Raw genomic sequence first — 24,205 nt, 5'->3', positions numbered from 1 at the left:
CCGTCGGGTCTCGGTTGTGCACGCCTGGCTCTCTGTCGAGCCGTCTCGTTGCGAATTCCGACCGCGATGCAGGAGGGCGTTCGACCCCGACGACCTCGCCGTGGTTCGTCGCACTGTACGTCGTGGCGCGGGACGGGCGCCGTCCTCGGCGGCGACGAGGTTGAGTCATCACCCGCTCGCGGAGACCGACCGGACGACTCATGCCGCTCCTCAGCCGAGCAGCGCCACCCCGAACCCGGCGACCACCTCGCGCACCTCCCCCAGGTAGCGCTGAGCCTGGTCGGTCAGCGGGATGGCGCTGCGTCCGATCCAGCCGATCTCGATACGCTCGTCGACCTCCAGCGGCACCGCCACGATCTCTGGATCGAGGTCGTCGCTGATGATGCCCGTCGAGATGGTGTAGCCGTCGAGGCCGATCATGAGGTTGAAGATCGTCGCGCGGTCGGACACTCGGATCTCTTGAGGGCTCGACAGGGTCGAGAGGATCTCCTCGGCGAAGTAGAACGAGTTGTTCGCCCCCTGGTCGAACGTGAGTCGCGGTAAGCCGACGAGGTCGGCGAGGGTCGCGCGCGAACGGGATGCCAGGGGGTTCCGCCGCGAGACGAAGATGTGCGGCGCAGCGACGAAGAGCGGGTGGAAGAGCAGCCCCGAATCGCGCAGCAGCTTGTCGAGCACGTTGCGGTTGAAGTCGTTGCGGAACAGGATGCCGAGCTCGCTGCGCAGCGTCCGGACGTCTTCGATGATGTCGAACGTCCGGGTCTCGCGGAGTGAGAACTCGTACTCCGCGGCATCCGTCGCCTTCACCATGCGGACGAACGCGTCGACGACGAAGGAGTAGTGCTGCGCCGAGACGCCGAGGAGTCGCCGCGACGGCGGGCGGCCGAGATACCGCTGCTCGAGCAGCTCCGCCTGCTCCACCACTTGACGGGCGTACCCGAGGAACTCCACGCCGTCGACGGTGAGCGTCACCCCGCGGGCGGATCGGGTGAGCAGATCGCGCCCCACCCGCGTCTCGAGGTCGCGCATCGCCGCCGACATCGTCGGCTGGGCGACGAACAGCAGGTCGGCTGCGGCGCTGATCGATCCCTCGGCGGCCACCTCGATGAAGTACTGGAGCTGCTGCAGCGTGATGCCGCTCATCCGCTTGGCCATAGGTTGAGGCTATAGCAGGGCATAGCGTCACGGAATTACCCGATGCCCCCTCCCACGCTGCACGATGTGGGGACCGACTTCTTCGAGACCTGGCCGGTCTCCCCATTCCCCGGATTGGCATCCCCATGTCGAACGACATCACGTTCCGCATCACCACCACCCGTTTCGACGAGGACTACGCACCCGCCGAGGGGTCGCGTGTCACGACGAACTTCGCCAACCTCGCCCGCGGGGAGGGTCGTCAGCAGAACCTGCGCACCGCCCTGTCGATGATCGACCGTCGCCTCAACGACCTCGCGTCCGACGACCCGGACGGCGAGCGGTATCGCGTCGAGCTCGACATCGTGTCGGTGCAGCTGCAGTTCGCCGACGGCGCCGACGAGGAGTTCCCGGTCATCGAGGTGCTCGACGTGCACATCCTCGATACGCACACGGGCGAGCGCCACCAGGGCATCGTCGGCAACAACTTCTCGTCCTACCTGCGCGACTACGACTTCAGCATCGTGCTGCCTGCAGCGCAGGCCGCCGCGGGCGGATTCTCGGTGCCCGGTGACTTCGGCGACCTCCACGGCAAGCTGTTCTCGCACTTCCTCGACTCCGCGGCCTATCGCGAGCGCTTCCCGCTCGCGCCCGTCATCTGCATCAGCGTCTCGACGAGCCGCACCTACCACCGCACCGGCGTCGTGCACCCCGTGCTGGGGATCGAGTACGCGCAGGATGCCACCTCGTCGCTGACCGACGAGTACTTCGGCAAAATGGGGCTTCAGGTGCGGTACTTCATGCCGCGCGGCAGCGTCGCGCCCCTGGCGTTCTATTTCCGGGGCGATCTGCTCGCCGACTACACCGACCTGCAGCTGATCGGAACGATCAGCACGATGGAGACCTTCCAGAAGATCTACCGCCCCGAGATCTACAACGCCCGCACCCCCGCCGGCGACGTCTACCGTCCCAGCCTCGAGGCACCGGACTTCGAGCCGACCGAGGTGACCTACGACCGGGAAGAGCGCAGTCAGCTCGCCGTCGTCCAGGGACGCTACGCCGAGGAGCATTTCGTGAAGCCGCACCGCGCGATCCTCGACCAGTGGGCCGCCGACTACGCGCTGGCCGCCCGATGACCCGCGAAGGATCCACCGACGTGTCGACGCTCCTGCCCACCTCGACCGTCGGAAGCCTCCCCAAGCCCGCGTGGCTCGCCAAGCCCGAGGTGCTGTGGTCGCCCTGGGAGCTCGAGGGCGATGTGCTCGTCGAGGGGAAGCACGACGCCCTCCGTTCCGCGGTGCAGGAACAGGAGCGCCGTGGCCTCGACATCATCAGCGACGGCGAGCAGACCCGTCAGCACTTCGTCACGACCTTCATCGAGCACCTCGAGGGCGTCGACTTCGAACACCGCGAGACGGTTCGCATCCGTGACCGTTACGACGCGAGCGTGCCGACCGTCGTCGGAGCCGTCAGTCGTCGTGGTCCCGTCTTCGTCGACGATGCCGCTTTCCTTCGCGCGCAGACCGATCGGCCCATCAAATGGGCGCTCCCCGGCCCCATGACGATGATCGACACGCTCGCGGACCGCCATTACCGCAGCCGCGAGAAGCTGGCGTGGGAATTCGCCACCATCCTCAACCAGGAGGCGCGCGAGCTCGAGGCCGCCGGGGTCGACATCATCCAGTTCGACGAGCCCGCCTTCAACGTCTTCTTCGACGAGATGAAGGACTGGGGCGTCGCCGCCCTCGAGCGTGCGGCCGAGGGCCTGAACGCCCAGACGGCCGTGCACATCTGCTACGGCTACGGCATCAAGGCGAACACGGACTGGAAGGCCACGCTCGGGTCGGAGTGGCGACAGTACGAGGAGTCGTTCCCGCTGCTGCAGCAGTCCACCCTCGACATCGTCTCGCTCGAGAGCCACCGCTCGAACGTGCCGATCGACCTGATCGAGCTCATCCGCGGCAAGAAGATCATGCTCGGCGCCCTCGATGTCGCCAGCGAGCGCATCGAGACGCCCGAGGAAGTCGCCGAGACCCTGCGCCGCGCGTTGCGGTTCGTCGACGCCGACAAGCTCATCCCCAGCTCCAACTGCGGTATGGCGCCGTTGCCGCGCCAGGTCGCGTTCGACAAGATCAGCGCCCTCTCCGCGGGCGCGCAGCTGCTGCGCGACGAGGTCAGCGGCGCTGCATCCTGACCGACGCCTCGATCGAAGAAAGAGAGGGATGCCGCGGTATCCGCGCCGGGGGCGGGCTCCGCGTTCGGGGTCGACAGGATGCCGTGGCGCCCTGGGCCGCCGGAGAGCGCGGACCGGGACCGGCATGGCAGAGTCGAGGCATCCCGCTTACGCCATTCGAGGAGCACCATGCCCATCGACGCCGATGACCCCCGCCTGACCTCTCCGTTCGAGGCCGCCACCACCCGCTACGACGACGTGCCTTTCCTGCGCGCAGGCTCCAGCGGCATCCCGCTCCCCCGCATCTCGCTCGGGCTGTGGCAGAACTTCGGCAGCGCGCGTCCGCTCGACACGCAACGCGAGATCCTGCGGCACGCGTTCGAGCGGGGCGTCGTGCACATCGACCTCGCCAACAACTACGGTCCGCCGTACGGGGCGGCGGAGTCGACCTTCGGAACCGTGCTCGACAGCGACCTGCGCCGGTACCGTGACGAGCTGTTCGTCTCGACCAAGGCCGGATACGACATGTGGCCCGGTCCCTACGGCGACGGCGGGTCGCGCAAGTACCTCGTGCGCTCGCTCGAACAGAGCCTGATGCGCATGCGCACAGACCATGTCGACGTGTTCTACTCGCACCGCGTCGACCCCGACACGCCGATCGAAGAGACCGTGCACGCGCTCGCCGACATCGTGCGCAGCGGCAAGGCCCTCTACGCCGGCATCTCCAACTACCCCGCCGACCTCACCCGCCGCGCGCACGAGTTGCTGGCCGCCGAGGGCGTGCGCCTGTTCATCCACCAGCCGCGGTACTCGCTGTTCGACCGCACGCCCGAAGTCGAGCTGTTCCCGACACTGCGCGAACTCGCCGTCGGCAGCGCCGTGTTCTCCCCGCTCGCACAGGGACTCCTCACCGCGAAGTACCTCGACGGGACCGTGCCCGCCGACTCGCGCGCCGCCGACAGCCGCTTCCTCGATGCCTCGGCGCTCACCGATGACTACCTCGAACGCATCCGCGGCATCGACGGCGTCGCCCGCGAGGCGGGGCTCTCGATCCCCCAGCTCGCGGTCGCCTGGGTGCTGCGCGACCCGGTCGTGACCACAGCGATCATCGGAGCCTCGCGCACGAGCCAGATCGACGACGCGGTCGCCGCCAGCTCGACGCCCCTGCCCGACGACGTGGTCGCAGCCCTCGAGCCGTTCGCCGCCGGAGTGGGTGAGCGCATCGCCTGAGTCCCGGCACAGCACACGCGAACGCCAGGCGCAAGCGTGGCGGCGTCCGTCGTCCGATCCTGTCTGCTGGAGTCTCCAGACGCGACAGAAGGAGGCGCCATGGGTGTCGGACGATGGATCGGAACCGGAGCGGTAGGACTGGCCGGGGCGGTGCTGGCACGCACGGCGATCGGGCGTGCGGTCGCCGCGGGCACCGTCGCGTATCGGGTGTGGAACGACCCGAAGGTGCAGAAGGTGCGGCGCCGGGTGGTGACCAAGCTCGCCAAGCAGCGTCGCGCGCGCTGACCGGGCGGTGTTCCCCTCGCGTTCACCACGGTCTCGTAACCTGAGGCCACCGGAACGCGAGGGGAGCCACGGATGCCGAGGTCGCTGGGGGCACGGATCGGCATCGGCGCGGTGGTGGCCGGTGTCATCACCCTGGGAGGGGCGGGGGTGGTCCTCATCGGCTGGGCGGTCGATGAGACCCATTTCGATCGACCGAGCGCGGAGTTCGACGCCCTTCGCACGGAGATCGCGGCGGTCGAGGGCGTCGATGTCGCTCACAGCGAACGATGGGTGGAGGCGCCCACCTTTTCGGATCCGTCGTCGGCGGTCTTGCTGAAGGTTCGCGCCGATGCACTGCCCGACCTGCTCGCCCTCGCCTGTGCCAGCACCTACCCCGACCCCGTGTCGTGGGCCGTCGAAGTGGACACGGTGGCTTGGACGCGCATATCACTCTTCTCCGACGCGGGGCGCGGCTGCCTCGATGTCGGCTTCGACCCCCTTTCCGCGGTCGCGGAGATCGACCGCTCAGCTCCGGGGGCGCAGGTGCAGGCGGCCGTGATGGAGAACGGGATGTTCACGCTGTACTCGCTCGACGACGCCTTCGAAGACCTGATCCCGCTGGTATCGCGCGCGGAAACAGTGCGCGACGCGGCCGGTCTGCCCCCCGCCGGGGCCATCGAGGTGGCGGGGTCGCGTCTGAGCGTCGCGGTCGGGCCCGGAGAAGGGCCGGCTTTCGAGCAGCTGCTGACCCGTCTCATCGACGACCACGACGTCACGTCCTTCTTCTCCCCCGCGGGCGGAACGCCCATCGACGGCGTCGAGAAGGTGCAGGTCACCGCGCCCGAACGGCATCACGCGGCCGTCGAGGCCGCGATCGCCCGCTCGACTCTGCCCATCGCCGGACTGCCGGTCACGTTCCTTCCCCAATGAGGGCGGGCCGCGATGGCCGGGATCGTCGTGGCCATCCCGCCCGATGAGGAGGAGCATGCCGGTCGCTTCAGTCGACCGCGTCGCGATGAGGCGTCAGGGCACGCGATTCGCGCCGTCGCGGTGGACGGGCAGTGGCGTCAGGGGTTTGGTCACCCCGAAGGCGAAGGTCGTGTCGATCGACGACAGTGCGGGGATAGCCCGGAGGTGCTCGCGTAGGAGACGCTCGTACTCCTCGAAACTGGGGGTCACCACGCGCACGAGGTAGTCCCAGTCGCCGGCGAGCAGATGCGCTTCGACGATCCACGGGATGGCGCGCAACCGCTCCTCCACCGCGTCGACGGTCGAGCCCTCGTGCGAGGCCAGACGCAGCCGCACGAAGGCCGTGATCTCGAGGTCGACGGCCTTCGGCGAGACCACCGCGCGGTACCCGGAGATCACGCCCGTATCTTCGAGACGCCGAACGCGGCGCAGGCATGGCGATGGCGAAAGCCCGACGCGATCGGCGAGCTCCTGATTGGTCAGACGGCCGTCGCGTTGCAACTCGGTGAGGATGAGTAGATCGATCGCGTCTAGGCCGCCCATAAAGCAGATTCTGCCAATCTGAGCGGCTTAGAAGCAATATCCGCAATCGTGTGCCGCCCCGCTTTTCCTACGCTCACAGGGTGACGACGTTCGCCTTCCCGAGCCCCTCCGCGTTGTCGCGGCGGACGATGGTCGGTGTCGCCGCCCTCGCCGCCGTCGTCTGCCTGTGGTCGTCGTTCGCGTTGTCGACCCGCGCGCTCGAGACGACCGGGATGAGCATGGGGGATGCCGCGATCATGCGCTTCGGGGTGCCCGCGATCGCCCTCGCGCCCTGGATCCCCCGGACGTTGCGGCACCTGCGCGGCGAGCACGCGAGCGTCATCGCACTGGTGCTGCTCGCGGGACTTCCCCATTTCCTGCTCTTCGCGTGGGGGGCGCACCTGACCTCCGCGGCGCTGACCGGCCTGCTCGTGCCCGGCACCGTGCCCCTGTTCGTCACGGTGCTGCTCTTCCTCGCGTTCCGTTCACCGATCCCCCGCCGCCGTCTTATCGCCCTCGGAGCCATCGTCGCCGGCGTCGCCGTGAGCGCCACCCTCACCGGCGGCCCCGCCGGTGAGGGTGGGATCGCCGTGCTGATGGCGGCGGGATTGGTCTGGGCGGCGTACACGATCGGGCTGTCGCGCACGCGACTCGATCCGCTCGGGGTCATCGCCCTCGTCTCCCTCACCTCTCTCATCGCGGCACTCGTGCTCGCCGCGGCGGGAGCACTGCCGTCTCAGCTGTTCAGCGGCACCGTCGACGTGCCCGCGTGGGGGGCGTACGCCCTCGTGCAGGGCGTGGGCACCGGGATGCTGTCGACCGCGTGCTACGTCGTGGCGGTGAAGAACCTCGGAAGCAGCATCACCGCCGCAGCCGGCGCCCTCAGTCCCGTCCTCACCGCGGTGGTCGCCGTCCCCCTCCTCGACGAGCCGCTCACGGTCGGACTCGCCGTCGCGCTCGTGCTGATCGTGTCGGGGGTCGTGGCGTTCGCGCTGACCCCGGCCGGCGCGGCGCGGCCCCCGGCCGCCGACCGCCGGCGCTGACCCCGCCACGCCGACGACAGCGCGAGCGAGCGAAGCGCGGGCCGCGGGCACGGCATCCGATCACCCCTCCGCTCCGAACAAGATACGAGGCGGGGTCGCGCGTGCGTGGCACCCGGGAACGAGGATGAAATGACCACCGACACCGCGGCTCGCACCGACGACGTGACCAGAGTGCGCCGCCCGCACGCGTGGATCTGGGCAGCTCTCGCCGGCATCGCATCCGCCGCCGTCCTCCTGGCGGTCGCGGAGCTGTTCGCCGCCCTCGTCGCCCGCTCGGCCAGCCCGGTGCTCGCTGTCGGTTCGTTCATCGTTGACATCGTGCCGCGCCCACTGAAAGAGCTCGCGATCACACTGTTCGGCGAGACCGACAAGATCGCCCTCCTCGCGGGCGTCGGCGTGGGTGCGGCCGTCGCCGCAGCCGTGGCCGGGATCGTGCAGTACCGCTTCCGCCCGGTCGGCGCGGTGCTGATCGGCATCGGCGGAGCGCTCGCCACCGCCGCCATCATCACCCGCACCGGAGCCGGAGCCCTCGCGTGGCTGCCCCCGGTGCTCGGTACGGTCGCCGGGATCTTCGTCCTCGTCTTCTCCGTCACGCGCCTGAAGCGGTGGGTCACGGCGGCCCGCGAGAGCGACGCGCGGACCGCCGGCACGAACCGCCGCCAGTTCCTGCTCTTCACCGGCATCTCGACCGTCGGCGCCGTCATCGTCGGCGTCGGTTCGCGCATCCTCAACGCCACCACCTCGTCGGTGGCCGCGGCACGCGATGCGCTACGGCTCCCCGCGGCTCGCTCCACCGTCGCGGTTCCCGACGGGGCGAGCTGGCAGATCGACGGCCTCACGCCGATCATCACCCCCAACGACGACTTCTACCGCGTCGACACCGCGCTGACCGTGCCCAATGTCGACCCCACCACGTGGAGTCTGTCGATCGACGGCATGGTCGACACCCCGATCGAGCTGAGCTTCGACCAGCTGGTGGGAATGGGCCTCGACGAGTACGGCGTGACCCTCACGTGCGTCTCGAACGAGGTCGGCGGCGGTCTCGTCGGGAACGCCATCTGGACCGGCGTGCCCATCCGTGACGTCCTGCGCATGGCGGGCGTGCAGGCCGACGCCGACATGGTGCTGTCGGAGAGCGTGGACGGGTACACGGCATCCACCCCCCTCTCGTCACTGACCGACGACAACCTGGACGCCATCTTCGCGGTCGCGATGAACGGCGACCCGCTGCCGTTCGAACACGGCTTCCCCGTGCGCATGGTCGTTCCGGGCCTGTACGGGTACGTGTCGGCGACGAAGTGGGTCACCAGACTCACCGTGACGCGCTTCGATCGTGACGAGGCGTATTGGACTCCGCGCGGGTACTCGGCCGAGGCGCCCATCAAGATGTCCTCGCGCGTGGACACCCCCAAGATCGGTGCGCCCGTCACCGCCGGTGCGATCGTCATCGCCGGCATGGCCTGGGCACAGCCCGTGGGTGTGGCGAAGGTCGAGGTCAGCATCGACGACGGCGACTGGCAGGAGACGCAGCTGTCCACCCCCATCAACGACCAGTCGTGGGTGCAGTGGAAGCTGGACTGGAACGCCGACCCCGGATCGCACTACATCGCGGTGCGCGCGACCGACAAGCAGGGCAACCTGCAGATCCAGGACCAGGCCCCGATCGCCCCTGACGGATCGAGCGGCTGGCAACGCACGCTGGTCACCGTCTCGTCGTAACGGAGCAGACGGGCACCGGCGTCACGGTGTCAATCGCTGTCGGACGAAGCGGGCACTCGGGCATGATCGCTGTATGCCTTCCGTACGCACTCTCCTGACCGGCGGTGTGCCCGCGTGAGCGCCGTGCCCGGCGGAGAGCCCGGTTCAACCGTCCCCGCCCCGCACGCGCTGACCAGCATTCGTCGATCGATCCCACGCGATTGGGACGAGCAAGTCGACCTGTTCGCGATCGTCAAGCTCGACAGCGGCGGGTTCGTGCGCGGATGGAACCTGGGCGCCGAACGCATCAAGGGCTACACCGAAGAGCAGATCATCGGATGCCACTTCTCGCAGTTCTACCGCGAGGACGCCCGTCGCCGCGGTGTGCCCGACCAGCTGCTCGCCGCCGCTCAGCGTGACGGGCACGTCGAGGACACGGGCTGGCGTGTCCGCAACGACGGCAGCGAGTTCTGGGCGCGTGTGACCATCTCGGCGATCCGCAACGACCGGGGCCAGGTACTGGGGTTCGTGAAGATCGTGCGCGACCTCACGAGCGAGAAGCGGGCGTCCGACGACCGCGCCGCCGCCCGGCGTGCCGTCGCCCATGATCTGCTCTCCCCCGCGACGGCGCTGCATGAACACCTGGCGCTGCTCGGCGAAGAACTGGGTTCCGACCATCGCGTGCTGCGGCTCGCGGCGGAGGCCGCCGATCGCATCCTCGCGGTGGCCGAGACGCTCGGGGGCGTCGCCGACGCCCACGCACGGCAGGGCCGGCGGAGCGAGACCTTCGCCGTGGTCGCGCGCGACGCGGTCTCGATCGTGCTTCCCGGTGACACCCACGGCCGCGTCGTGTTCGGACAGATGGATGCCGTACCCGTCTGCGCCGACGTGCGGGGACTGCGCAACGCCGTCGCGCACGTGCTCGAGAACGCCGCCAAATACTCCGACGACGTCATCGACGTCGACGCTTACGAAACCGACGAGGGCGCCGCCGTGCGCGTGCACGATCGCGGCCGCGGCATCCACGCCGACGATCTGGTCACCATCATGCAGGGGAGCCGCCGCGGACGATCCGTCGATGCGGAGGACGACGGTCACGGAAGCGGGCTGACGAACGCGCAGCGCATCGTCGGCGAGCACGGTGGCATCCTGCGCATCACCAGCGTTCCGGGCGAGGGGACGACCGTGACGATCACGATCCCCCGCACCGACGACTCGCTGTCGTGCTGACCGGAGTTCAGCCCTCGGACACGGCCAGTTGTGCTCCTGCGGCGGCGATCTCGGCCAGTGCAGCGTCACTCGATTCGGCATGGACGCCCGCGACGAGATCGGTGAGCACGCGCACGCGGCGTCCGGCCGCCAGCGCGTCGAGAGCCGACGCCCGCACGCAGTAATCGGTGGCGATACCGACGACGTCGATGTCACGGATGCCATGGGCGTCGAGGATCTCCGCCGCGGTCTCGCCGTCGTCCGACACGCCCTCGAAGAGCGAGTAGGCGGGCTTGCCCTGCCCCTTCTTGAGGTGGTGGGTGACGCGCGTGGTGTCGAACACGTCGTCGTACGCGGCGCCGTACGTGCCGCCGACGCAGTGCACCGGCCACGTGTCGACGAAATCGGGCTCGGCCGAGAAGTGCCCGCCGTTGTCGTCGTCGCCGTTGTGCCAGTCGCGCGAGGCGACGACGAGCGCGTACTCGACGGCGTGGGCGTCGAGGTAGCGCGAGATGCGCTCGGCCACCGCGTCGCCTCCCTCGACCCCGAGGGCGCCGCGCTCGGTGAAATCGTTCTGCACGTCGACGATGAACAGGGCACGGGTCATGCGTCGAGCCTACGCGCGCCGTCCGGTCACGCCCCGCCCGGGGACGTCGCGGTCGGCCGCGTCGGCATCCCTCCGGCCCAGCTTCGACGGCCACCAGATCCGCCGGCCGAGGTCGTAGGCCAGCGCCGGCACCAGCAGGGAGCGCACGACGAAGGTGTCGAGCAGCACTCCGAAGGCCACGATGAAGGCGATCTGCGCGAGGAACAGGATCGGGATGACGCCGAGGGCCGCGAAGGTCGCGGCCAGCACGAGTCCTGCCGAGGTGATGACACCGCCGGTGGCGACGAGTCCGCGCAGGATGCCGGGCCGTGTGCCGTGCACGACGGATTCCTCTCTCACGCGCGACATGAGGAAGATGTTGTAGTCCACGCCCAGGGCGACGAGGAAGACGAACCCGTACAACGGCACCGACGGGTCGGCGCCGGCGAAGCCGAAGACGCCGTCGAACACCACCGCGCTCACCCCGAGCGCCGCACCGAACGACACGATCACCGTGCCGATGAGGATGAGGGGCGCGACGACCGAGCGCAGCAGTGCCATCAGGATGAGCAGGATGACGACGAGCACGATCGGGATGATGAGCGTGCGGTCGCGGATCGACGTGTCGACCGAGTCGATGTCCGTCGCCGTCACACCGCCGACGATCGCGGTGTCCTCGCCGAGCTCGGCGGTCAGGGTCGCGCGCAGTTCGCGCACCGTGTCGTCGGCGGCCGCCGAGTCGGCGGTGTCGGCCAGTGTCGCCGCCACCAGCACCTCCCCGTCGGAGACGGTCGGGGCGGGGGCGGGGGTTCCGGGCGGACCGAACGTCGTGGTCTGCAGAGTGCCCCCGGCGGCCGTGACGGGCGCCTGGCCGCCGGGCGCATCGGACGAGAGGATCCCGATACTGTCGATTCCCGAGGTCCGCTCGAGCACGGCGACCGCCTCGGCGGCACGGTCCTCCGGCACCAGCACGTAGGCCGGGCTGCCCGAACCGCCCGGGAAGTGCTCGGCGAGCGCGGTCTGGCCATCGCGCGCCTCCGAAGCGCCGAGCACCAGATCGCTGGCGGGAACGCCGTCGGCGCGCAACTGCGTGACGCCGACGCACGCGGCCAGCAGCACGAGCGTGCACACGATCCACACCGGGCGCGCGCGTCGCGCGACGAAGCGCGCCTGGCGCGGCCAGAGACCCTTCGCGGGTGCGGTGAGATCGGCGGGCAGCGCGGCGGCTCCGGGCTTCGGCGCGAAGGGCCAGAAAGCGGCACGGCCGAAGAGCGCGAGCAGCGCGGGCAGGAAGGTGAGGGCAGCGAGCACGGCGAACGCGATGCCGATCGAGGCGATCGGGCCGAGAGCGCGGTTGGTCGCGAGATCCGACAGCAGCAAGCAGAGCAGTCCCGCGATGACCGTTCCCCCCGACGCGAGGATGGGCTCCACTGCTCCCTTCCACGCTCGCACCGTTGCATCCCATCGACGCTCGCCCGCCCCGATCGCCTCACGGAACCGCGCGACGTAGAGCAGGGCGTAGTCGGTGGCGGCGCCGATGACGAGGATGAACAGGATGCCCTGCACCTGTCCGTTCAGAACGACGATGCCGGCGAAGGCGAGCCACCACACCGTCAGCAGCGCGACGCACAGTGCGAACACCGATGTCAACAGCACGAGGATCGGCAGCAGCGGCGAGCGGTACACGATGACCAGGATGACGAACACCGCCGCGAGCGCGACGATCAGCAGAAGACCGTCGATGCCGAGGAAGCCCTTCACGAGGTCGGCCGTGAAGCCGGCGGGGCCGGTGACCCAGGCATCGAGACCGCCGGGAACGTCGTCGGCGACCACCTCCCGCACCCGTTCGACCACCTCACGGACCTCGCCGGAGCTGTCGATGGGCACGAAGATCTGCGCCGCCTGCCCGTCGTCGGAGACGACCGGCGGTGAGGCGTCTCCCGCCACCCCGTCGATGCCGGCGATATCGGTGGCCAGCGTCTGAAGGGACGCGACCTGGGAGTCGCCGAGGGCACTGCCGTCTGCGGTGGCGGCCACGACGATGGCGGGAATGGTGTCGCCGCCGGTGAAGTCCGTCAGCCGCTCGCTCACCCGCGTCGCGTCGGCCGACTGCGGCAGGAACGACGACTGATCGTTCGTGGCGACCTCGTCGACCTTTCCGAAGAACGGCCCACCGATCGACCCTCCGATGACCCACAGCAGCACGAGCAGGCTCGGGATGCCGATCCGGAGCCAGCGCGAGACGCGCACGGCGCCGTCGGCGCGCCGCGATCGGCGGAGGGTGGGGCGGATCGAGTCGGACATATCGCTAGCTTATCTAGCGACATGCGCGTCGCGCCAATTTCTCAGCCGCGGACGAACAGCATCACGATCGACGCGATGAAAGCCACGAGTCCCAGCGCCAGGACCCCCGCCGCCAGGAGGGACATGAATCGCACGAGCGGCGACGAGCGCGTCAGGCGCATCCGGTGCTCGCTCCCCCGCCGGTAGAAGATGTCGATCATGTCGACGGGTCCGATCTTGGCATCGTCGTGCGCCGACAGTGCCGCCTCGTTCACGCCCCCGTCGTGGTCGAACCACCGCACGACCCGGCCTTCGTCGACATGCTCCACCACGGCCCGGGCGGGGAGCCACGTGCCGTCGGCGAGCAGGAGGAACACCGCGGCGAGGGCGAGCAGCAGCCCCGCGCCCAGGCCCACCCACGTGAAGATCTCGATGAGGGCGTCGATCGCATTCGACACGGGGACTCCAGCGGGTAGCGGACGGGCACGACCGTCGTGGGGGCGGGTTGTCAGCCTATCGGTCGGGTTGGCCGGTCCCCGGCGCGGCCAGGCGCGGGGCCTGCGGTCGCGCGCAGGAGCAGAAGCTGCGACGTACGGTCGCCCGTCGGGATCACAGCCACCGCTCGCCGGGCGCGCGCCGGGGCGGAAGGCCGGATGCCGGACCTCGCCGACGAGAAAAGGCCCCCACCCGGTGGAAGCGGGTGAGGGCCTTCGGAGCCGCCTAAGGGAATCGAACCCTTGACCTATTCATTACGAGTGAATCGCTCTGCCGTCTGAGCTAAGGCGGCACGTGCGCGCTGTCGCGTGCACGATCATCGAGTTTACATGCTCCAGCGCGCTCGGACGCACACGCCCGGTAAGGCGATCAGTAGTCGCCGCTCGCGGACCTGTCGGCGAGGATGTCGCGGCTGGACGACAGGCCCAGGCGCGTCGCTCCGGCGGCGATCATCTGCTCGGCGGCGCCGCGCGTGCGCACGCCACCCGACGCCTTCACCTCGGCCCGATCGCCGACCGTGCGCTTCATCAGCTCGACCGCGTGCACGCTGGCGCCGCCGGCCGGGTGGAACCCGGTCGAGGTCTTGACGAAATCGGCTCCTGCGGCCACCGCCGCCTCGCACACGGCGACGATGGCCTCGTCGCTCAGCGCCGCGGACTCGATGATGACCTTGAGCACGGTCGGCGCCGGGGCGGCGTCGCGCACGGCGCGGATCTCGGCCTCGACGAGGTCGTAGCGCCCCTCGACGGCGGCACCCACGTCGATCACCATGTCGATCTCGTCCGCTCCGTGCGCGACCGACAGCGCCGCCTCGGCCGCCTTGATCTCGGCGTGGTGCTTGCCGCTGGGGAAGCCGCAGACGACGGCGAGCTTCAGACCCGCGGGCACTTTCACCGGCAGGAACGACGGCGAGATGCACACGCTGTAGGTGCCCAGCTCGGCGCCCTCGGCGATGAGTCGCTCGACGTCGGCGCGAGTGGCCTCGGGCTTGAGCAGGGTGTGGTCGATGTACGTCGCCAGGTCGGCGGTGGGCGCGGTCATAGGGGTCTCCTCGGGGTGTGACGAACCAAGCGTAGGTGAGGTCGCTACTCGCAACGCAGCCCCGCCTCGGGCACAGTGCCGTCGACGAGGTAGTCGTCGACCGCACCGTTCACACAGGCGTTGCCCTTGTTGTAGGCGAGGTGGCCCTCGCCGACGTAGGTGACGAGCACGCCCTGCGAGAGCTGCTCGGCGAGCGCCTGCGCCTCGGTGTAGGGGGTGGCCGGGTCACCGGTGGTGCCGAGGACGACGATGGGCGGCGAGCCGGGCGCGGTGATCTCGGCGCGCGTCCCCGTCGGGGGCGCGGGCCACGCCGCGCAGGGGTCGGGACCCACCCAGTAGGGTGCGACGACGGGGGCCTCCCGCTCGAGTTCCGCCTCGAGCGCCTCATCGTCGGTGTCGGCTTCGTCGGGGTAGTCGACGCAGTTGTATGCACGCAGCGCCTGAAGGGTGTTGCTCGGGTACTGCCCGTTCTCACGGCCGTTGTAGAAGTCGGCCAGTTGGAAGGCGACCGACGCGTCGCCGTTCTGCGCGTCGGTGAGGGCGATGCGCAGATACGGCCAGCTCTGGTCGCTGTACAGCGCGGCGAGGACGGCCGTCACGAGGGTGTCCGCGCCGAGTATGCGGCCGTCGCCGTTGGTCAGCGGCCGGACGTCGACCCGCTCGAGCAGCGCGGTCAGATCGCTCATCGCGTCGTCGACGGAGCCGGCGAACGGGCAGTCCGAGCGCGTCAGGCAGTCGGCCATGAAGGAGCGCAACGCGTTCTCGAAGCCCACGGCCTGAGCGATGCCGCTCGCACTGCCGGGAAGGCTCGGATCGATGCCGCCATCGAGCACCATACGCCCGACCCGTTCGGGGAACAGGCCGGCATAGGTCGCTCCGAGCAGCGAACCGTACGAGAAACCGAGGTAGGAGAGCTTGGCATCGCCCAGCACCGCGCGCAGCAGATCCATGTCGCGCGCGGCGTTCTCGGTCGAGATGTACGGGAGGATGCCGTCGCTCCCCGCCTCACACGCCTGGGCGAAGTCAGCCTGCCGCTTCTCGAGGGCCGCGTTGCGTTCGTCGCTCCCCCGCTTCCCCGGAGGGATGTCGTAGAGGAAGGCGTCCATACCGGACGCGTCGTAACAGGTCACGGCCGAAGACTGCCCGACACCCCTCGGGTCGAATCCGATCACGTCGTAGGAGGCGGTGAGGGTCTCATCGGCAACGAGCGAGACCGAGTCGCGCACGGTGTCGACTCCGCTCACGCCCGGTCCCCCGGGATTGGTGAGAAGCGATCCCCGCGGCTCACCCGACGTCGCACGGTGGCGGATCACCGCCAGCTGCAGGTCGCCGGCCGACGGATCGGCGTAGTCGCGGGGGGCGGTGACCGTCGTGCAGTCGAAGCCGACACCGCCGCAGTCGCTCCACGCCAGCGCCTGGCCGTAGTACGGCAGGAGGGACGCCTCGACGCCGTCGGTCTGCGGGGCGAGCGAGCGCCCCGTGTCTGGCGCCATCGGCGGGATCTGGGCGTAGAGACACCCGCTCAGCGCGAGGGCCAGACCCGCCATCCCCGCGATGACGGCGGTCATTCGGCGGCGCAGGCTCACGGCGCCGAGCCGTTCGCCACGGTGATCATGAGGCTCTCGAGTGCCAGCAGCGGGGCGGCGTTCTGTTCGAGGTTGCGGCGCGTGACCGAGATGCGATCGAGCACCCCGAGCGTGCGGGAGGGCGTCCACTCGGCCGCGAGGACGCGCAGGGCGTCGATCCGCTCGCTGTTGACGAGATCACCCTCTCGGCCGTACTGGATCATCACGACATCGCGGAACAGCGACTGCAGGTCGGTGAGCACCCGGTCGATACCGTCGCGGAGGCTGCGGGTGGCCCGGCGCTTCTGGTCGTCTTCGAGGGCGTTGACCTGCCCGCGCACCGACGGCGGCACGGCGGCGCCCTCGACGACGCCGAGCATGCGCAGCAGCGACCGGCGCTCCTCTTCGTCGCGGGTGGCCGTGAGGGCCTTGGCGTCGTCGGTGGCCAGGCGCACCATACGACCCGCGACGTCGACGGCGTCGCCGATGCCCCGCACCGCGAGGACGGCGGCGAGCGTCTCGGCACGGCGTGCCCGTGCGTCGTCGTCGGTCGCGAGACGTTGGGCCATACCGATGTGGCGCTGCGCGTGGCGAGCCGACTCTTCGGCGATCTCGGCGGACACGCCGGTGCGCTCGACGATCAGCGCCGCGACGTCGGCGACAGACGGTTCGCGCAGTCGGAGTACCCGCACCCGTGAGCGGATGGTGGGCAGCAGGTCGGCGTCGCTCGGCGCGCAGAGCACCCAGACGGTCTTCTCGGGCGGTTCCTCGAGCGCCTTCAGAAGCACGTTGGATGTGCGCTCCGACATGCGATCGGCGTCTTCGACCACGATCACGCGGTGCCGACCGAGTGACGGCGCGAAGGATGCGCGCTCCACGAGGCGACGGGCCTCGTCGATCCTGATCACGACCTGTTCCGTGCGAAGTGCCGTCAGATCGGGGTGCGTGCGCGCGAGCACCTGCCGTTGGGCGCGCTCGTCGCCCGGGTCGGCGATGAGCGCGGCGGCGAACGCGTAAGCGAGGGTGGAGCGCCCCGACCCGGGCGGACCGGTGATGAGCCACGCGTGCGCGAGGGAGGCGGGAATCGACGCCGCCGCACGCAGCGTCGCGACGGCCTCGTCTTGCCCCCACACGGCGTCCCACGGGAAGGGCGCCGTGCCGACGGCCTGCGGGGACGGATCGAGGGCGACGGACATGGGCTCCAGCCTAACCGCGGGGTCCGACACCGCCGCTGGCGTTCGGCTGTGCAAACCCTCGGCGACGTGGGCGGGCCGTGGTCTGCGGACCTCAGCCCAGACGCTCTGCGACCGCCTCGCGCACGAGGGCGGCGAGGTCGTCGGGGGCCGCTTCCGCGTCGAGCACGAGGAAACGCCGGGGCTCGGCGTCGGCCAGGGCGAGGAAGCCGGCGCGCACGCGCGCGTGGAAGTCCTCTTTCTCCGCCTCGAGCCGGTCGAAGGGTTTGTCGTCGGCGTCGAGACGGCGGCGCGCAGCGGCCGGGTCGAGGTCGAGGAGCACCGTCAGGTCGGGGAGAAGCCCGTCGGTCGCCCACAGCGACAGCGCGCGCACGTCGTCGGCGTCCAGGATGCGGCCCGCCCCCTGGTAGGCGACGGACGAGTCGAGGTACCGGTCCTGGATGACCACGTCTCCGCGTGCCACGGCCGGCCGCACGTGCGTGGCGATGTGATGCGCGCGATCAGCGGCGTACAACAGGGCCTCGGCGCGTGCATCGATGTGGCCGCGGTGATGAAGGACGATGTCGCGAATACGCACACCGACCTCGGTTCCGCCCGGCTCGCGGGTCCGCACGACCCGTCGGCCCTGCTGTGCGAGCCACCGCTCGAGAAGCGACGCCTGCGTGGTCTTTCCCGCGCCGTCTCCGCCCTCGAAAGTGACGAACAGCCCCGGCCCCCCGGCCGCCGCCGCCCGGGGGGCGTGCAGCGGCCGGGTGAGGTCGTCGGTCACGAGGTCTTCGCCGGCGCCTTGCGCGGGGTCGTGGTCGCCGCAGCCGTGGTCGCGGCAGCCTTGGTCGCCGCAGCCGTCTTGGGCGCCGCCGCCTTGGGCGCCGCCGTCTTCGCCGCCGCGGTCTTCGTCGCCGCGGTCTTCGCCGCCGCGGTCTTCGCCGCCGCGGTCTTCGCCGCCGCGGTCTTCGTCGCCGTCGTGCGAGTCGCCGTCGTCTTCGTGGCCGCGGTCTTCGCCGCCGCCGTCTTCGTCGCCGCCGTCTTGCGCGCCGGGGCCGCCTTCTTGGGAGCCGGACCCTTCGCCCGCTTGTCGGCGATGAGTTCGATCGCACGCTCGAACGTGATCTCCAACGCGTTCTCACCGCGGGGCACCGTGGCGTTGGTCTCACCGTCGGTGACGTACGGTCCGAATCGGCCGTCCTTGAGCTTGATCGGCTTGCCGCTGACGGGGTCGGCGTCGAACTCCTTCAGCGCGCTCGATGCCCGGCGTGCGCCGTACTTGGGTTCCGCGTACTTGGCGAGCGCCTCCTCGAGGGTGATGTCGAAGATCTGCTTCTCGTCGTCCAGCGAGCGGGAATCCGTCCCCTTCTTCAGGTACGGACCGAAGCGCCCGTTCTGCGCGGTGATCTCCGCGCCCGTCTCGGGGTCGGTGCCCACGACACGCGGGAGCGAGAGCAGCTGCAGCGCGGTGTCGAGGTCGATGGTGTCGACCGACATCGAACGGAACAGCGACGCGGTGCGGGGCTTGGGAGCCACTTCCTTCTTCGCCCCACGCTTCTTGGGCTGCTCGACGACCTCGCCCGTTGCCTGGTCGACCTCCTCGGGCTCCTCGGCATCCACTTCTTGCACGTAGGGGCCGAAGCGGCCGTCTTTCACGACGACGAGCTTTCCGTTCTCCGAGTTCTCCCCCAGCACCCGGTCACCCGCTACGGGAGCGTCGATGAGTTCCTGCGCCTTGGTGGGGGTGAGTTCGTCGGGTGCGAGGTCTTCGGGGATGTTGACGATCCGCGGCTTCGCCTCGGCATCGGCCGCCGGATCGGTGACCTCGAGGTACGGCCCGTACTTGCCGAAGCGCAGGGTCGCGGTGTCGGTGATGCGCGTGGAGTTCAGCTCACGCGCATCGATCTCACCGAGGTTGTCGACGATGTGCCGCAGACCCACCTGCTTGTCCGAGCCGAAGTAGAACGACTTCAACCACTCGGTGCGGCGCTGCTCTCCGCGCGCGATGGCGTCGAGGTCGTCTTCGAGGGCGGCGGTGAAGTCGTAGTCGACGAGGTCGGCGAAGTGCTCCTCGAGCAGCCGCACCACGCTGAACGCGAGCCAGCTGGGAACGAGGGCCTGACCGCGCTTGGTGACGTACCCACGGTCGAGGATCACGCCGATGATGCTGGCGAAGGTCGACGGGCGACCGATCCCCTTCTCCTCGAGCGCCTTGACCAGGCTCGCTTCGGTGTAGCGGGGCTTCGGCGACGTGCTGTGGCCCTTGGGCTCCACGTCGCTGACGGCGAGTTCGTCGCCCACGGCGACAGCCGGGAGCGACTGGTCGGCGTCGTCGTCGTTGCGCTTCTCGTCGGCGCCCTCTTCGTACGCCTCGAGGAAGCCCTTGAAGGTGTACACGGTTCCGGATGCCGTGAACTCGGCGACCTGGGCCCCGGCATCCACCGTGAGGGTCACCGTGGTCGTCTCGTACTTGGCATCCGCCATTTGGCTGGCGACGGTGCGCTTCCAGATGAGGTCGTACAGCTTCTGCTCGTCGCGGTCAAGCGACGACGCGAGCGACGCCGGCGTGCGGAAGGTCTCACCCGAGGGACGGATGGCCTCGTGCGCCTCCTGCGCGTTCTTTGACTTGCTCTTGTACACGCGGGGGTTCGCCGGCACGGCTTTGTCGCCGTAGAGGGCGACGGCCTGCGCGCGCGCCGCCGAGACGGCCTGACCCGAGAGGGCGACCGAGTCGGTACGCATATAGGTGATGAAGCCCTTCTCGTAGAGCCGCTGAGCGACGCCCATGGCGTGCTTGGCGCTCATGGAGAGCTTGCGACCGGCCTCCTGCTGCAGGGTGGAGGTGGTGAAGGGGGCGCGAGGGCTTCGCGTGCCCGGCTTCGCCTCGACCTTGGCGACGGTGGCGCGCCCGGCCGCGGTGATGGCGTCGGCGAGTGCGCGGGCCCGCGTCTCGTCGAGGACGACGACGGCCTTCTTGAGCTGACCGAGGTCGTCGTAGTCGCCGCCGCGCGCGATGGGTGCGCCGTCGAGGCGGTTCAGTCGCGTGGTGAACGATGAGCCCGATCGCGAGGCCAACGCCTCGACGTCCCAGTACGAGGCCGAGACGAAGGCCATGCGCTCGCGCTCGCGCTCGACGACCATGCGCGTCGCCGCCGACTGCACACGACCGGCGCTGAGCGCGGTGCCCTCGCGGCCGGAACCGACCTTGCGCCACAGCACGGGCGAGACGTCCCAGCCGTAGAGGCGGTCGAGCACACGACGCGTCTCCTGCGCGTCGACGAGAGAGACGTCGAGGTCGCGCGTGTGCTCCGCGGCATCGCGGATGGCGTCCTTGGTGATCTCGTGGAAGATCATTCGACGGACGGGCACCTTGGGCTTGAGCACCTCGAGAAGGTGCCATGCAATGGCCTCGCCCTCGCGATCACCATCAGTGGCGAGCAGGACTTCGTCGGCGCCCTTGAGTGCGCGCTTCAGATCGGCGACCGTCTTGGTCTTGCGGTCGTTCACGACGTAGAAGGGATCGAAGTCGTTCTCGACGTCGATGGAGTACTTGCCGTACGCCGCCTTCTTGTCGGCCGGGATCTCTTTCTTCGACGCCAGGTCGCGGATGTGACCGACCGAGCTGAGCACCTCGTAGTCGTCGCCGAGGTATCCCTGGATCGACTTCATCTTCGTCGGGGACTCGACGATGACGAGCTTCTTGCCGTTTGCCACTGGGGTCCTTTCGTCGATGCACACCATACACACGCCTCCCTGTTCGGGTTCCGGGAGGTCTCACGGGGCGGACGCGTCGGGGGGTCCGGCCCGGGAGCGCGCATCGAATGGAATTCCACCGTACGCCCCACCGACGGAGATGGTGGCGATGAGACCCTCCAGATCGCACCGGACCAGACGGACCGCGTGCGCCGCGGCGATCCGTCCGGCCTGCTCGCACGGCGCGCCGGGCACCGCCCCGCTCGCGGCGTCGGCCGCAGCGAGCGCGGCGGCGTCGGCGACGCCGGCCACCCGCTGGGCTTCGATCGCCGCGGCGCCCGCGATCCCGAGCGAGACGGTCACGGCCACCAGCGTCGCGACGACACCGACGACCGAGACGCTACCGGCCATCACCGGCCTCCATCGAGCGCGCACGCACGTGCCGTGACGGCCGGCAGCGCCGGTCCCGCCGGAACCGGTGCCACGGCCGCCACGCACACCAGCCCGTCGTGACGTTCGACGGACGCCGTCCCTCCGGTCTCGGCGATGCCGACGAGGGCGTCGGTGTCGCCGCGACCGAGCAGGCGGGCGGCTTCCGTCGCGGCGTGTTGCAGACGCACGGTCGCCGCCGCCGATCCGAGGACCCCGACGCCGAGCGCGAGAACGATGATCACGGCCGGGAGGGCCACCGCGAATTCCGCGGCGACGGATCCCCGGTCGTCGAGCAGCCGCCGCGTCATTGCACGGTGAGGGCGCGGCGGACCAGATCGGTCAGGATGCCGCGGACTTCGTCGCTGCGCATGATGACGACGAGCAAGCCGGCGAAGGCGACGGCCGCCATCGTCGCGATGGCGTACTCGGCCGTCGCCGCACCGCGATCGTCGAGGAACAGCGCGCCGGCGCGCGCGGTCGTCAACGGCGGCACGTCCGCTACCGGGCGCTGCGGACGGAACGGGTGGGGAAACGCGGTCATGGAGAACTCCTGGGGTCGAAGTGAGGGAAGTGAGGGAGGTGCGTCGGGGGGCGATGGGGGTGAGAAGTCACGGAAGGGCCCCGGACCTCAGGATGCCGAGCATCATCGGGGCGACCGCGAGAAGGAGGAACGCGGGAAGCGTGCAGATCCCGAGAGGAAGCAGCAGCCGCGTCGACAACCGTGCCGCCGCCGTGCGTCCCGCTGTTCGTGCGCGCTGTCGGGCGAGCCAGGCGTCGGCGCGAAGCAGCTCCGCGGCGGGGACCCCGGCTCGGTGGGCGAACGCGACCGTCTGCGCCGCGGCATCGGGCGAGTCGACCGGCGGGCGAGAGCGCAGCGCGCTGTCCACCAGCGAGCGTGCGCGGTCAGCGGACACTCCGGCGGAGAGGGCGACGGCCCACAGTTCGGCGCGGAGCCCCGGGACCGCCGTGGGCGGCCGGGCGCGGCGCAAGAGCCGTCGTGACCACGACTGCGCGATCACGATGAGAGTGCTGCCCGATGCGAGGCAGGCCATTCCCGCCGGGTCGGAGAGCAGGATGCCGACGGAGTCGAACCCGAGGGCCATCCCCATCGGCACACCCAGGACGGGTAACCAGCCCAGGAGCTTGGCCGTGGCGGCAGGCTCCGCCAGGGCGACGCTCACATCGGCCGCGACCTCGGTGGCGTCGCGGAGGGCGCCGCCCACCGCCCGGAGCGTATCGGCGAGGGGTGCGCCCGTGTGAACCGCGACCGACCAGACCGCAGCGACGTCGGTCCATGACACCCCAGCCTCAGCAAGCACGGCGCCGACGTCGTCACCTTCGGCGGCGGCGCGCGCGGCCGCGCGGCAGACGGGGTCTCCGGTGTCGGCGAGGTGCCTCCAGGCATTCGCCGGGGTCAGGCCGGCCGACAACAGGACCGCGAGGCGCATGATCGTCTCGATCGGGTCGGCCGGAGTCGCGTCGAGGCCGTCGCGTGCGGCGGTTCTCACGGCCATCGCTCGGGCTCGATCGTGATGCGTCCCGCGTGCGCGGCGGGGCGCCCCCACCCGCTCACGCGCCGCCGCCCGGCGATCCGCTCGACGTGGACGACCGCGTCGATGGCGCTGACCGTCTGCCGCGCCGTGGCCGCGGCATCCATTCCCGCGAGCGCTCCGAGTGCCTCGAGCCGGGCCGCCACGTCGGTGAGGCCGCTCGCGTGCAAGGTTCCGGCCCCTCCGTCGTGACCGGTGTTGAGCGCCATGAGCAGCTCTCGCAGTTCCTCGCCGCGACACTCGCCCACGACCAATCGGTCAGGTCGCATCCTCAGGGCTTCACGGACGAGACGGGCCAGCGGTATGCCGCCGGTACCCTCGATGTTCGGCTGCCGAGCCTCGAGGGCGACGTGGTGCGGGTGCGCGGGGCGCAGTTCGGCCACCTCCTCGACCGTGATGATGCGCTGCGTGGACGGCACGTGCGAGAGCAGGGCCGACAGCAATGTCGTCTTCCCGGCCCCCGTGGCTCCCGTGATCAGCACGTTCTCTCGACGCTCCACCATGCTCTGAAGGTGTTCGCGTTGGCCCCGGGAGAGCATGCCGCTGCGTTCGAGATCAGACAGATCCGGCGCGTCCCAGCGCGGTACGCGCACCGACAGCGTGGTTCCGCTCGCGGCGACGGGGGCGAGAACGGCATGCACGCGCACCCCTCGATGGAGGCGGACGTCAACGCACGGCGAGGCGTCGTCGAGGTGCCGCCCGCCCAGCGCGATGAGGCGGACGGCCACGTGGCGCACCTCGATTTCGCTCGCGCGCCACGACGACACGCGTTCGGCTCCGTCGCCCCGGTCGACGAAGAGGCCACGGTCACCGTTGATGAAGAGATCGGTGACGGCGGGATCGTCGAGGAACGGGCGCAGGAACGCCAGCGCCGGATCCCGCCAGGCAGCGGAGGCGGGGTCGGGGTCGATCGGATGGACCGGAGCGAGCGAGGGCATGCCGACGACCGTAGGGACCATGCCTGGCCCGCCGTCGGCGAAGACATGCCATCCGTGGACGGCCGCGAGAATGCGACACCTGGGGAGGGGCCTCGGCGAACCACCCACCCCGCCGACGCAGAATCAGGGACGGAGCCGCAAAAGGAGGAGGCGGCATCCCGTCAGTGGGGGGCGAGGGATGCCGCCGTGCGGCCGGAGGAATATT

23 protein-coding genes, 1 tRNA gene and 1 pseudogene are annotated in these 24,205 nt (G+C 70.1%); 8 read left to right on the top strand and 17 right to left on the bottom strand.

All coding sequences use genetic code 11. The features are described from left to right. Positions 1-210 precede the first annotated feature (210 nt). The gene (locus tag ASF76_RS09315) at positions 211-1,152 is read right to left on the bottom strand and encodes a LysR family transcriptional regulator (protein WP_055956468.1); all 942 of its coding nucleotides are present in this window, start codon (positions 1,150-1,152) and stop codon (positions 211-213) included. Between the two features lie 125 nt (positions 1,153-1,277). Here ASF76_RS09315 and ASF76_RS09310 point away from each other — a divergent pair, with 125 nt between their 5' ends. The 5 genes from ASF76_RS09310 to ASF76_RS09290 all read left to right on the top strand — a co-directional run bounded on the left by ASF76_RS09310 (position 1,278) and on the right by ASF76_RS09290 (position 5,728). Continuing rightward, entirely contained in the window at positions 1,278-2,267 is a 990-nt protein-coding gene (locus ASF76_RS09310; protein WP_055956464.1) for a putative oxygenase MesX, read from the top strand. 20 nt (positions 2,268-2,287) lie between these two features. Next, positions 2,288-3,325: a methionine synthase gene (locus tag ASF76_RS09305; RefSeq protein WP_055957182.1), complete on the top strand. Its 1,038-nt coding sequence runs from the start codon at positions 2,288-2,290 to the stop codon at positions 3,323-3,325. A gap of 168 nt (positions 3,326-3,493) precedes the next feature. Then, positions 3,494-4,534 (top strand): aldo/keto reductase, encoded by a 1,041-nt coding sequence (locus tag ASF76_RS09300; RefSeq protein WP_055956461.1) that lies wholly within the window; start codon positions 3,494-3,496, stop codon positions 4,532-4,534. A 99-nt stretch (positions 4,535-4,633) separates the two neighbouring features. Then, positions 4,634-4,819 carry a hypothetical protein gene (locus tag ASF76_RS09295; protein ID WP_055956458.1) on the top strand — a complete coding sequence of 62 codons (186 nt, stop codon included), beginning with the start codon at positions 4,634-4,636 and terminating at the stop codon, positions 4,817-4,819. 72 nt (positions 4,820-4,891) lie between these two features. Continuing rightward, complete coding sequence (locus ASF76_RS09290; protein ID WP_055956455.1) at positions 4,892-5,728, top strand: hypothetical protein; 837 nt, start codon at positions 4,892-4,894, stop codon at positions 5,726-5,728. 93 nt (positions 5,729-5,821) lie between these two features. Here ASF76_RS09290 and ASF76_RS09285 read toward each other — a convergent pair whose 3' ends face one another. Next, positions 5,822-6,166: an Lrp/AsnC family transcriptional regulator gene (locus ASF76_RS09285; RefSeq protein WP_235561290.1), complete on the bottom strand. Its 345-nt coding sequence runs from the start codon at positions 6,164-6,166 to the stop codon at positions 5,822-5,824. Positions 6,167-6,220: 54 nt separating this feature from the next. Further along, positions 6,221-6,310: pseudogene (locus tag ASF76_RS17460) on the bottom strand (AsnC family transcriptional regulator); the annotation flags it as partial. Between the two features lie 80 nt (positions 6,311-6,390). Here ASF76_RS17460 and ASF76_RS09280 point away from each other — a divergent pair. The 3 genes from ASF76_RS09280 to ASF76_RS09270 all read left to right on the top strand — a co-directional run bounded on the left by ASF76_RS09280 (position 6,391) and on the right by ASF76_RS09270 (position 10,260). Continuing rightward, on the top strand, positions 6,391-7,332 hold the full coding sequence (locus tag ASF76_RS09280) for a DMT family transporter (protein ID WP_055956449.1): 942 nt from the start codon (positions 6,391-6,393) through the stop codon (positions 7,330-7,332). A 129-nt stretch (positions 7,333-7,461) separates the two neighbouring features. Continuing rightward, positions 7,462-9,051, top strand: coding sequence for a molybdopterin-dependent oxidoreductase (locus ASF76_RS09275; RefSeq protein WP_055956446.1), 1,590 nt, complete (start codon positions 7,462-7,464; stop codon positions 9,049-9,051). 114 nt (positions 9,052-9,165) lie between these two features. Then, positions 9,166-10,260 carry a PAS domain-containing sensor histidine kinase gene (locus ASF76_RS09270; protein ID WP_235561273.1) on the top strand — a complete coding sequence of 365 codons (1,095 nt, stop codon included), beginning with the start codon at positions 9,166-9,168 and terminating at the stop codon, positions 10,258-10,260. Between the two features lie 7 nt (positions 10,261-10,267). Here ASF76_RS09270 and ASF76_RS09265 read toward each other — a convergent pair whose 3' ends face one another. The 14 genes from ASF76_RS09265 to ASF76_RS09200 form a co-directional block, all read right to left on the bottom strand. Next, entirely contained in the window at positions 10,268-10,846 is a 579-nt protein-coding gene (locus ASF76_RS09265; RefSeq protein ID WP_055956444.1) for an isochorismatase family protein, read from the bottom strand. 9 nt (positions 10,847-10,855) lie between these two features. After that, positions 10,856-13,129, bottom strand: coding sequence for an MMPL family transporter (locus tag ASF76_RS09260; RefSeq protein ID WP_082484958.1), 2,274 nt, complete (start codon positions 13,127-13,129; stop codon positions 10,856-10,858). Between the two features lie 41 nt (positions 13,130-13,170). Continuing rightward, the gene (locus ASF76_RS09255; RefSeq protein WP_055956441.1) at positions 13,171-13,566 is read right to left on the bottom strand and encodes a hypothetical protein; all 396 of its coding nucleotides are present in this window, start codon (positions 13,564-13,566) and stop codon (positions 13,171-13,173) included. 256 nt (positions 13,567-13,822) lie between these two features. Then, positions 13,823-13,895: transfer RNA gene (locus ASF76_RS09250), tRNA-Thr, on the bottom strand. Between the two features lie 77 nt (positions 13,896-13,972). Further along, positions 13,973-14,644, bottom strand: a complete 672-nt coding sequence (gene deoC / locus ASF76_RS09245) for a deoxyribose-phosphate aldolase (protein ID WP_055956438.1) — start codon at positions 14,642-14,644, stop codon at positions 13,973-13,975. A 44-nt stretch (positions 14,645-14,688) separates the two neighbouring features. Next, positions 14,689-16,212, bottom strand: coding sequence for an alpha/beta hydrolase (locus ASF76_RS09240; RefSeq protein WP_055956435.1), 1,524 nt, complete (start codon positions 16,210-16,212; stop codon positions 14,689-14,691). Positions 16,213-16,226: 14 nt separating this feature from the next. Further along, positions 16,227-17,405 carry a DNA polymerase III subunit delta' gene (locus tag ASF76_RS09235; RefSeq protein WP_055956432.1) on the bottom strand — a complete coding sequence of 393 codons (1,179 nt, stop codon included), beginning with the start codon at positions 17,403-17,405 and terminating at the stop codon, positions 16,227-16,229. A 91-nt stretch (positions 17,406-17,496) separates the two neighbouring features. After that, the gene (tmk, locus tag ASF76_RS09230; RefSeq protein ID WP_082484957.1) at positions 17,497-18,171 is read right to left on the bottom strand and encodes a dTMP kinase; all 675 of its coding nucleotides are present in this window, start codon (positions 18,169-18,171) and stop codon (positions 17,497-17,499) included. After that, positions 18,168-21,101 carry a type I DNA topoisomerase gene (topA, locus tag ASF76_RS09225; RefSeq protein ID WP_156459204.1) on the bottom strand — a complete coding sequence of 978 codons (2,934 nt, stop codon included), beginning with the start codon at positions 21,099-21,101 and terminating at the stop codon, positions 18,168-18,170. Before topA ends, tmk begins: the two co-directional genes overlap by 4 nt. Before the next feature lie 60 nt (positions 21,102-21,161). Further along, complete coding sequence (locus tag ASF76_RS09220; RefSeq protein WP_055956429.1) at positions 21,162-21,491, bottom strand: Rv3654c family TadE-like protein; 330 nt, start codon at positions 21,489-21,491, stop codon at positions 21,162-21,164. Then, complete coding sequence (locus tag ASF76_RS09215) at positions 21,491-21,820, bottom strand: TadE family type IV pilus minor pilin (RefSeq protein ID WP_055956427.1); 330 nt, start codon at positions 21,818-21,820, stop codon at positions 21,491-21,493. Before ASF76_RS09215 ends, ASF76_RS09220 begins: the two co-directional genes overlap by 1 nt. Further along, entirely contained in the window at positions 21,817-22,053 is a 237-nt protein-coding gene (locus ASF76_RS09210; RefSeq protein WP_055956423.1) for a DUF4244 domain-containing protein, read from the bottom strand. The genes ASF76_RS09215 and ASF76_RS09210 overlap by 4 nt, the downstream gene beginning before the upstream one ends. Positions 22,054-22,120: 67 nt before the next feature. Then, positions 22,121-23,026, bottom strand: coding sequence for a type II secretion system F family protein (locus ASF76_RS09205; protein WP_055956420.1), 906 nt, complete (start codon positions 23,024-23,026; stop codon positions 22,121-22,123). Then, positions 23,017-24,000 (bottom strand): TadA family conjugal transfer-associated ATPase, encoded by a 984-nt coding sequence (locus ASF76_RS09200; RefSeq protein ID WP_055957175.1) that lies wholly within the window; start codon positions 23,998-24,000, stop codon positions 23,017-23,019. The genes ASF76_RS09205 and ASF76_RS09200 overlap by 10 nt, the downstream gene beginning before the upstream one ends. Positions 24,001-24,205 lie beyond the last annotated feature (205 nt).

This window comes from Microbacterium sp. Leaf151, assembly GCF_001424225.1.
GTDB lineage: Bacteria > Actinomycetota > Actinomycetes > Actinomycetales > Microbacteriaceae > Microbacterium.
Note: the sequence above shows the minus strand (reverse complement) of the source record. Positions and strands in the feature narration are given on the sequence as shown.

What these genes read in the sequence shown, in the direction of transcription:
- ASF76_RS09205 (WP_055956420.1), bottom strand. Translation starts at nt 23,026, where the DNA reads ATGGCCGTGAGAACCGCCGCACGCGACGGCCTCGACGCGACTCCGGCC.
- ASF76_RS09300 (WP_055956461.1), top strand. Translation starts at nt 3,494, where the DNA reads ATGCCCATCGACGCCGATGACCCCCGCCTGACCTCTCCGTTCGAGGCC.
- ASF76_RS09315 (WP_055956468.1), bottom strand. Translation starts at nt 1,152, where the DNA reads ATGGCCAAGCGGATGAGCGGCATCACGCTGCAGCAGCTCCAGTACTTC.
- ASF76_RS09310 (WP_055956464.1), top strand. Translation starts at nt 1,278, where the DNA reads ATGTCGAACGACATCACGTTCCGCATCACCACCACCCGTTTCGACGAG.
- ASF76_RS09210 (WP_055956423.1), bottom strand. Translation starts at nt 22,053, where the DNA reads ATGACCGCGTTTCCCCACCCGTTCCGTCCGCAGCGCCCGGTAGCGGAC.
- ASF76_RS09235 (WP_055956432.1), bottom strand. Translation starts at nt 17,405, where the DNA reads ATGTCCGTCGCCCTCGATCCGTCCCCGCAGGCCGTCGGCACGGCGCCC.
- ASF76_RS09220 (WP_055956429.1), bottom strand. Translation starts at nt 21,491, where the DNA reads ATGGCCGGTAGCGTCTCGGTCGTCGGTGTCGTCGCGACGCTGGTGGCC.
- ASF76_RS09240 (WP_055956435.1), bottom strand. Translation starts at nt 16,212, where the DNA reads ATGACCGCCGTCATCGCGGGGATGGCGGGTCTGGCCCTCGCGCTGAGC.
- ASF76_RS09265 (WP_055956444.1), bottom strand. Translation starts at nt 10,846, where the DNA reads ATGACCCGTGCCCTGTTCATCGTCGACGTGCAGAACGATTTCACCGAG.
- ASF76_RS09290 (WP_055956455.1), top strand. Translation starts at nt 4,892, where the DNA reads ATGCCGAGGTCGCTGGGGGCACGGATCGGCATCGGCGCGGTGGTGGCC.
- ASF76_RS09295 (WP_055956458.1), top strand. Translation starts at nt 4,634, where the DNA reads ATGGGTGTCGGACGATGGATCGGAACCGGAGCGGTAGGACTGGCCGGG.
- deoC (WP_055956438.1), bottom strand. Translation starts at nt 14,644, where the DNA reads ATGACCGCGCCCACCGCCGACCTGGCGACGTACATCGACCACACCCTG.
- ASF76_RS09215 (WP_055956427.1), bottom strand. Translation starts at nt 21,820, where the DNA reads ATGACGCGGCGGCTGCTCGACGACCGGGGATCCGTCGCCGCGGAATTC.
- ASF76_RS09200 (WP_055957175.1), bottom strand. Translation starts at nt 24,000, where the DNA reads ATGCCCTCGCTCGCTCCGGTCCATCCGATCGACCCCGACCCCGCCTCC.
- ASF76_RS09275 (WP_055956446.1), top strand. Translation starts at nt 7,462, where the DNA reads ATGACCACCGACACCGCGGCTCGCACCGACGACGTGACCAGAGTGCGC.
- ASF76_RS09260 (WP_082484958.1), bottom strand. Translation starts at nt 13,129, where the DNA reads ATGTCCGACTCGATCCGCCCCACCCTCCGCCGATCGCGGCGCGCCGAC.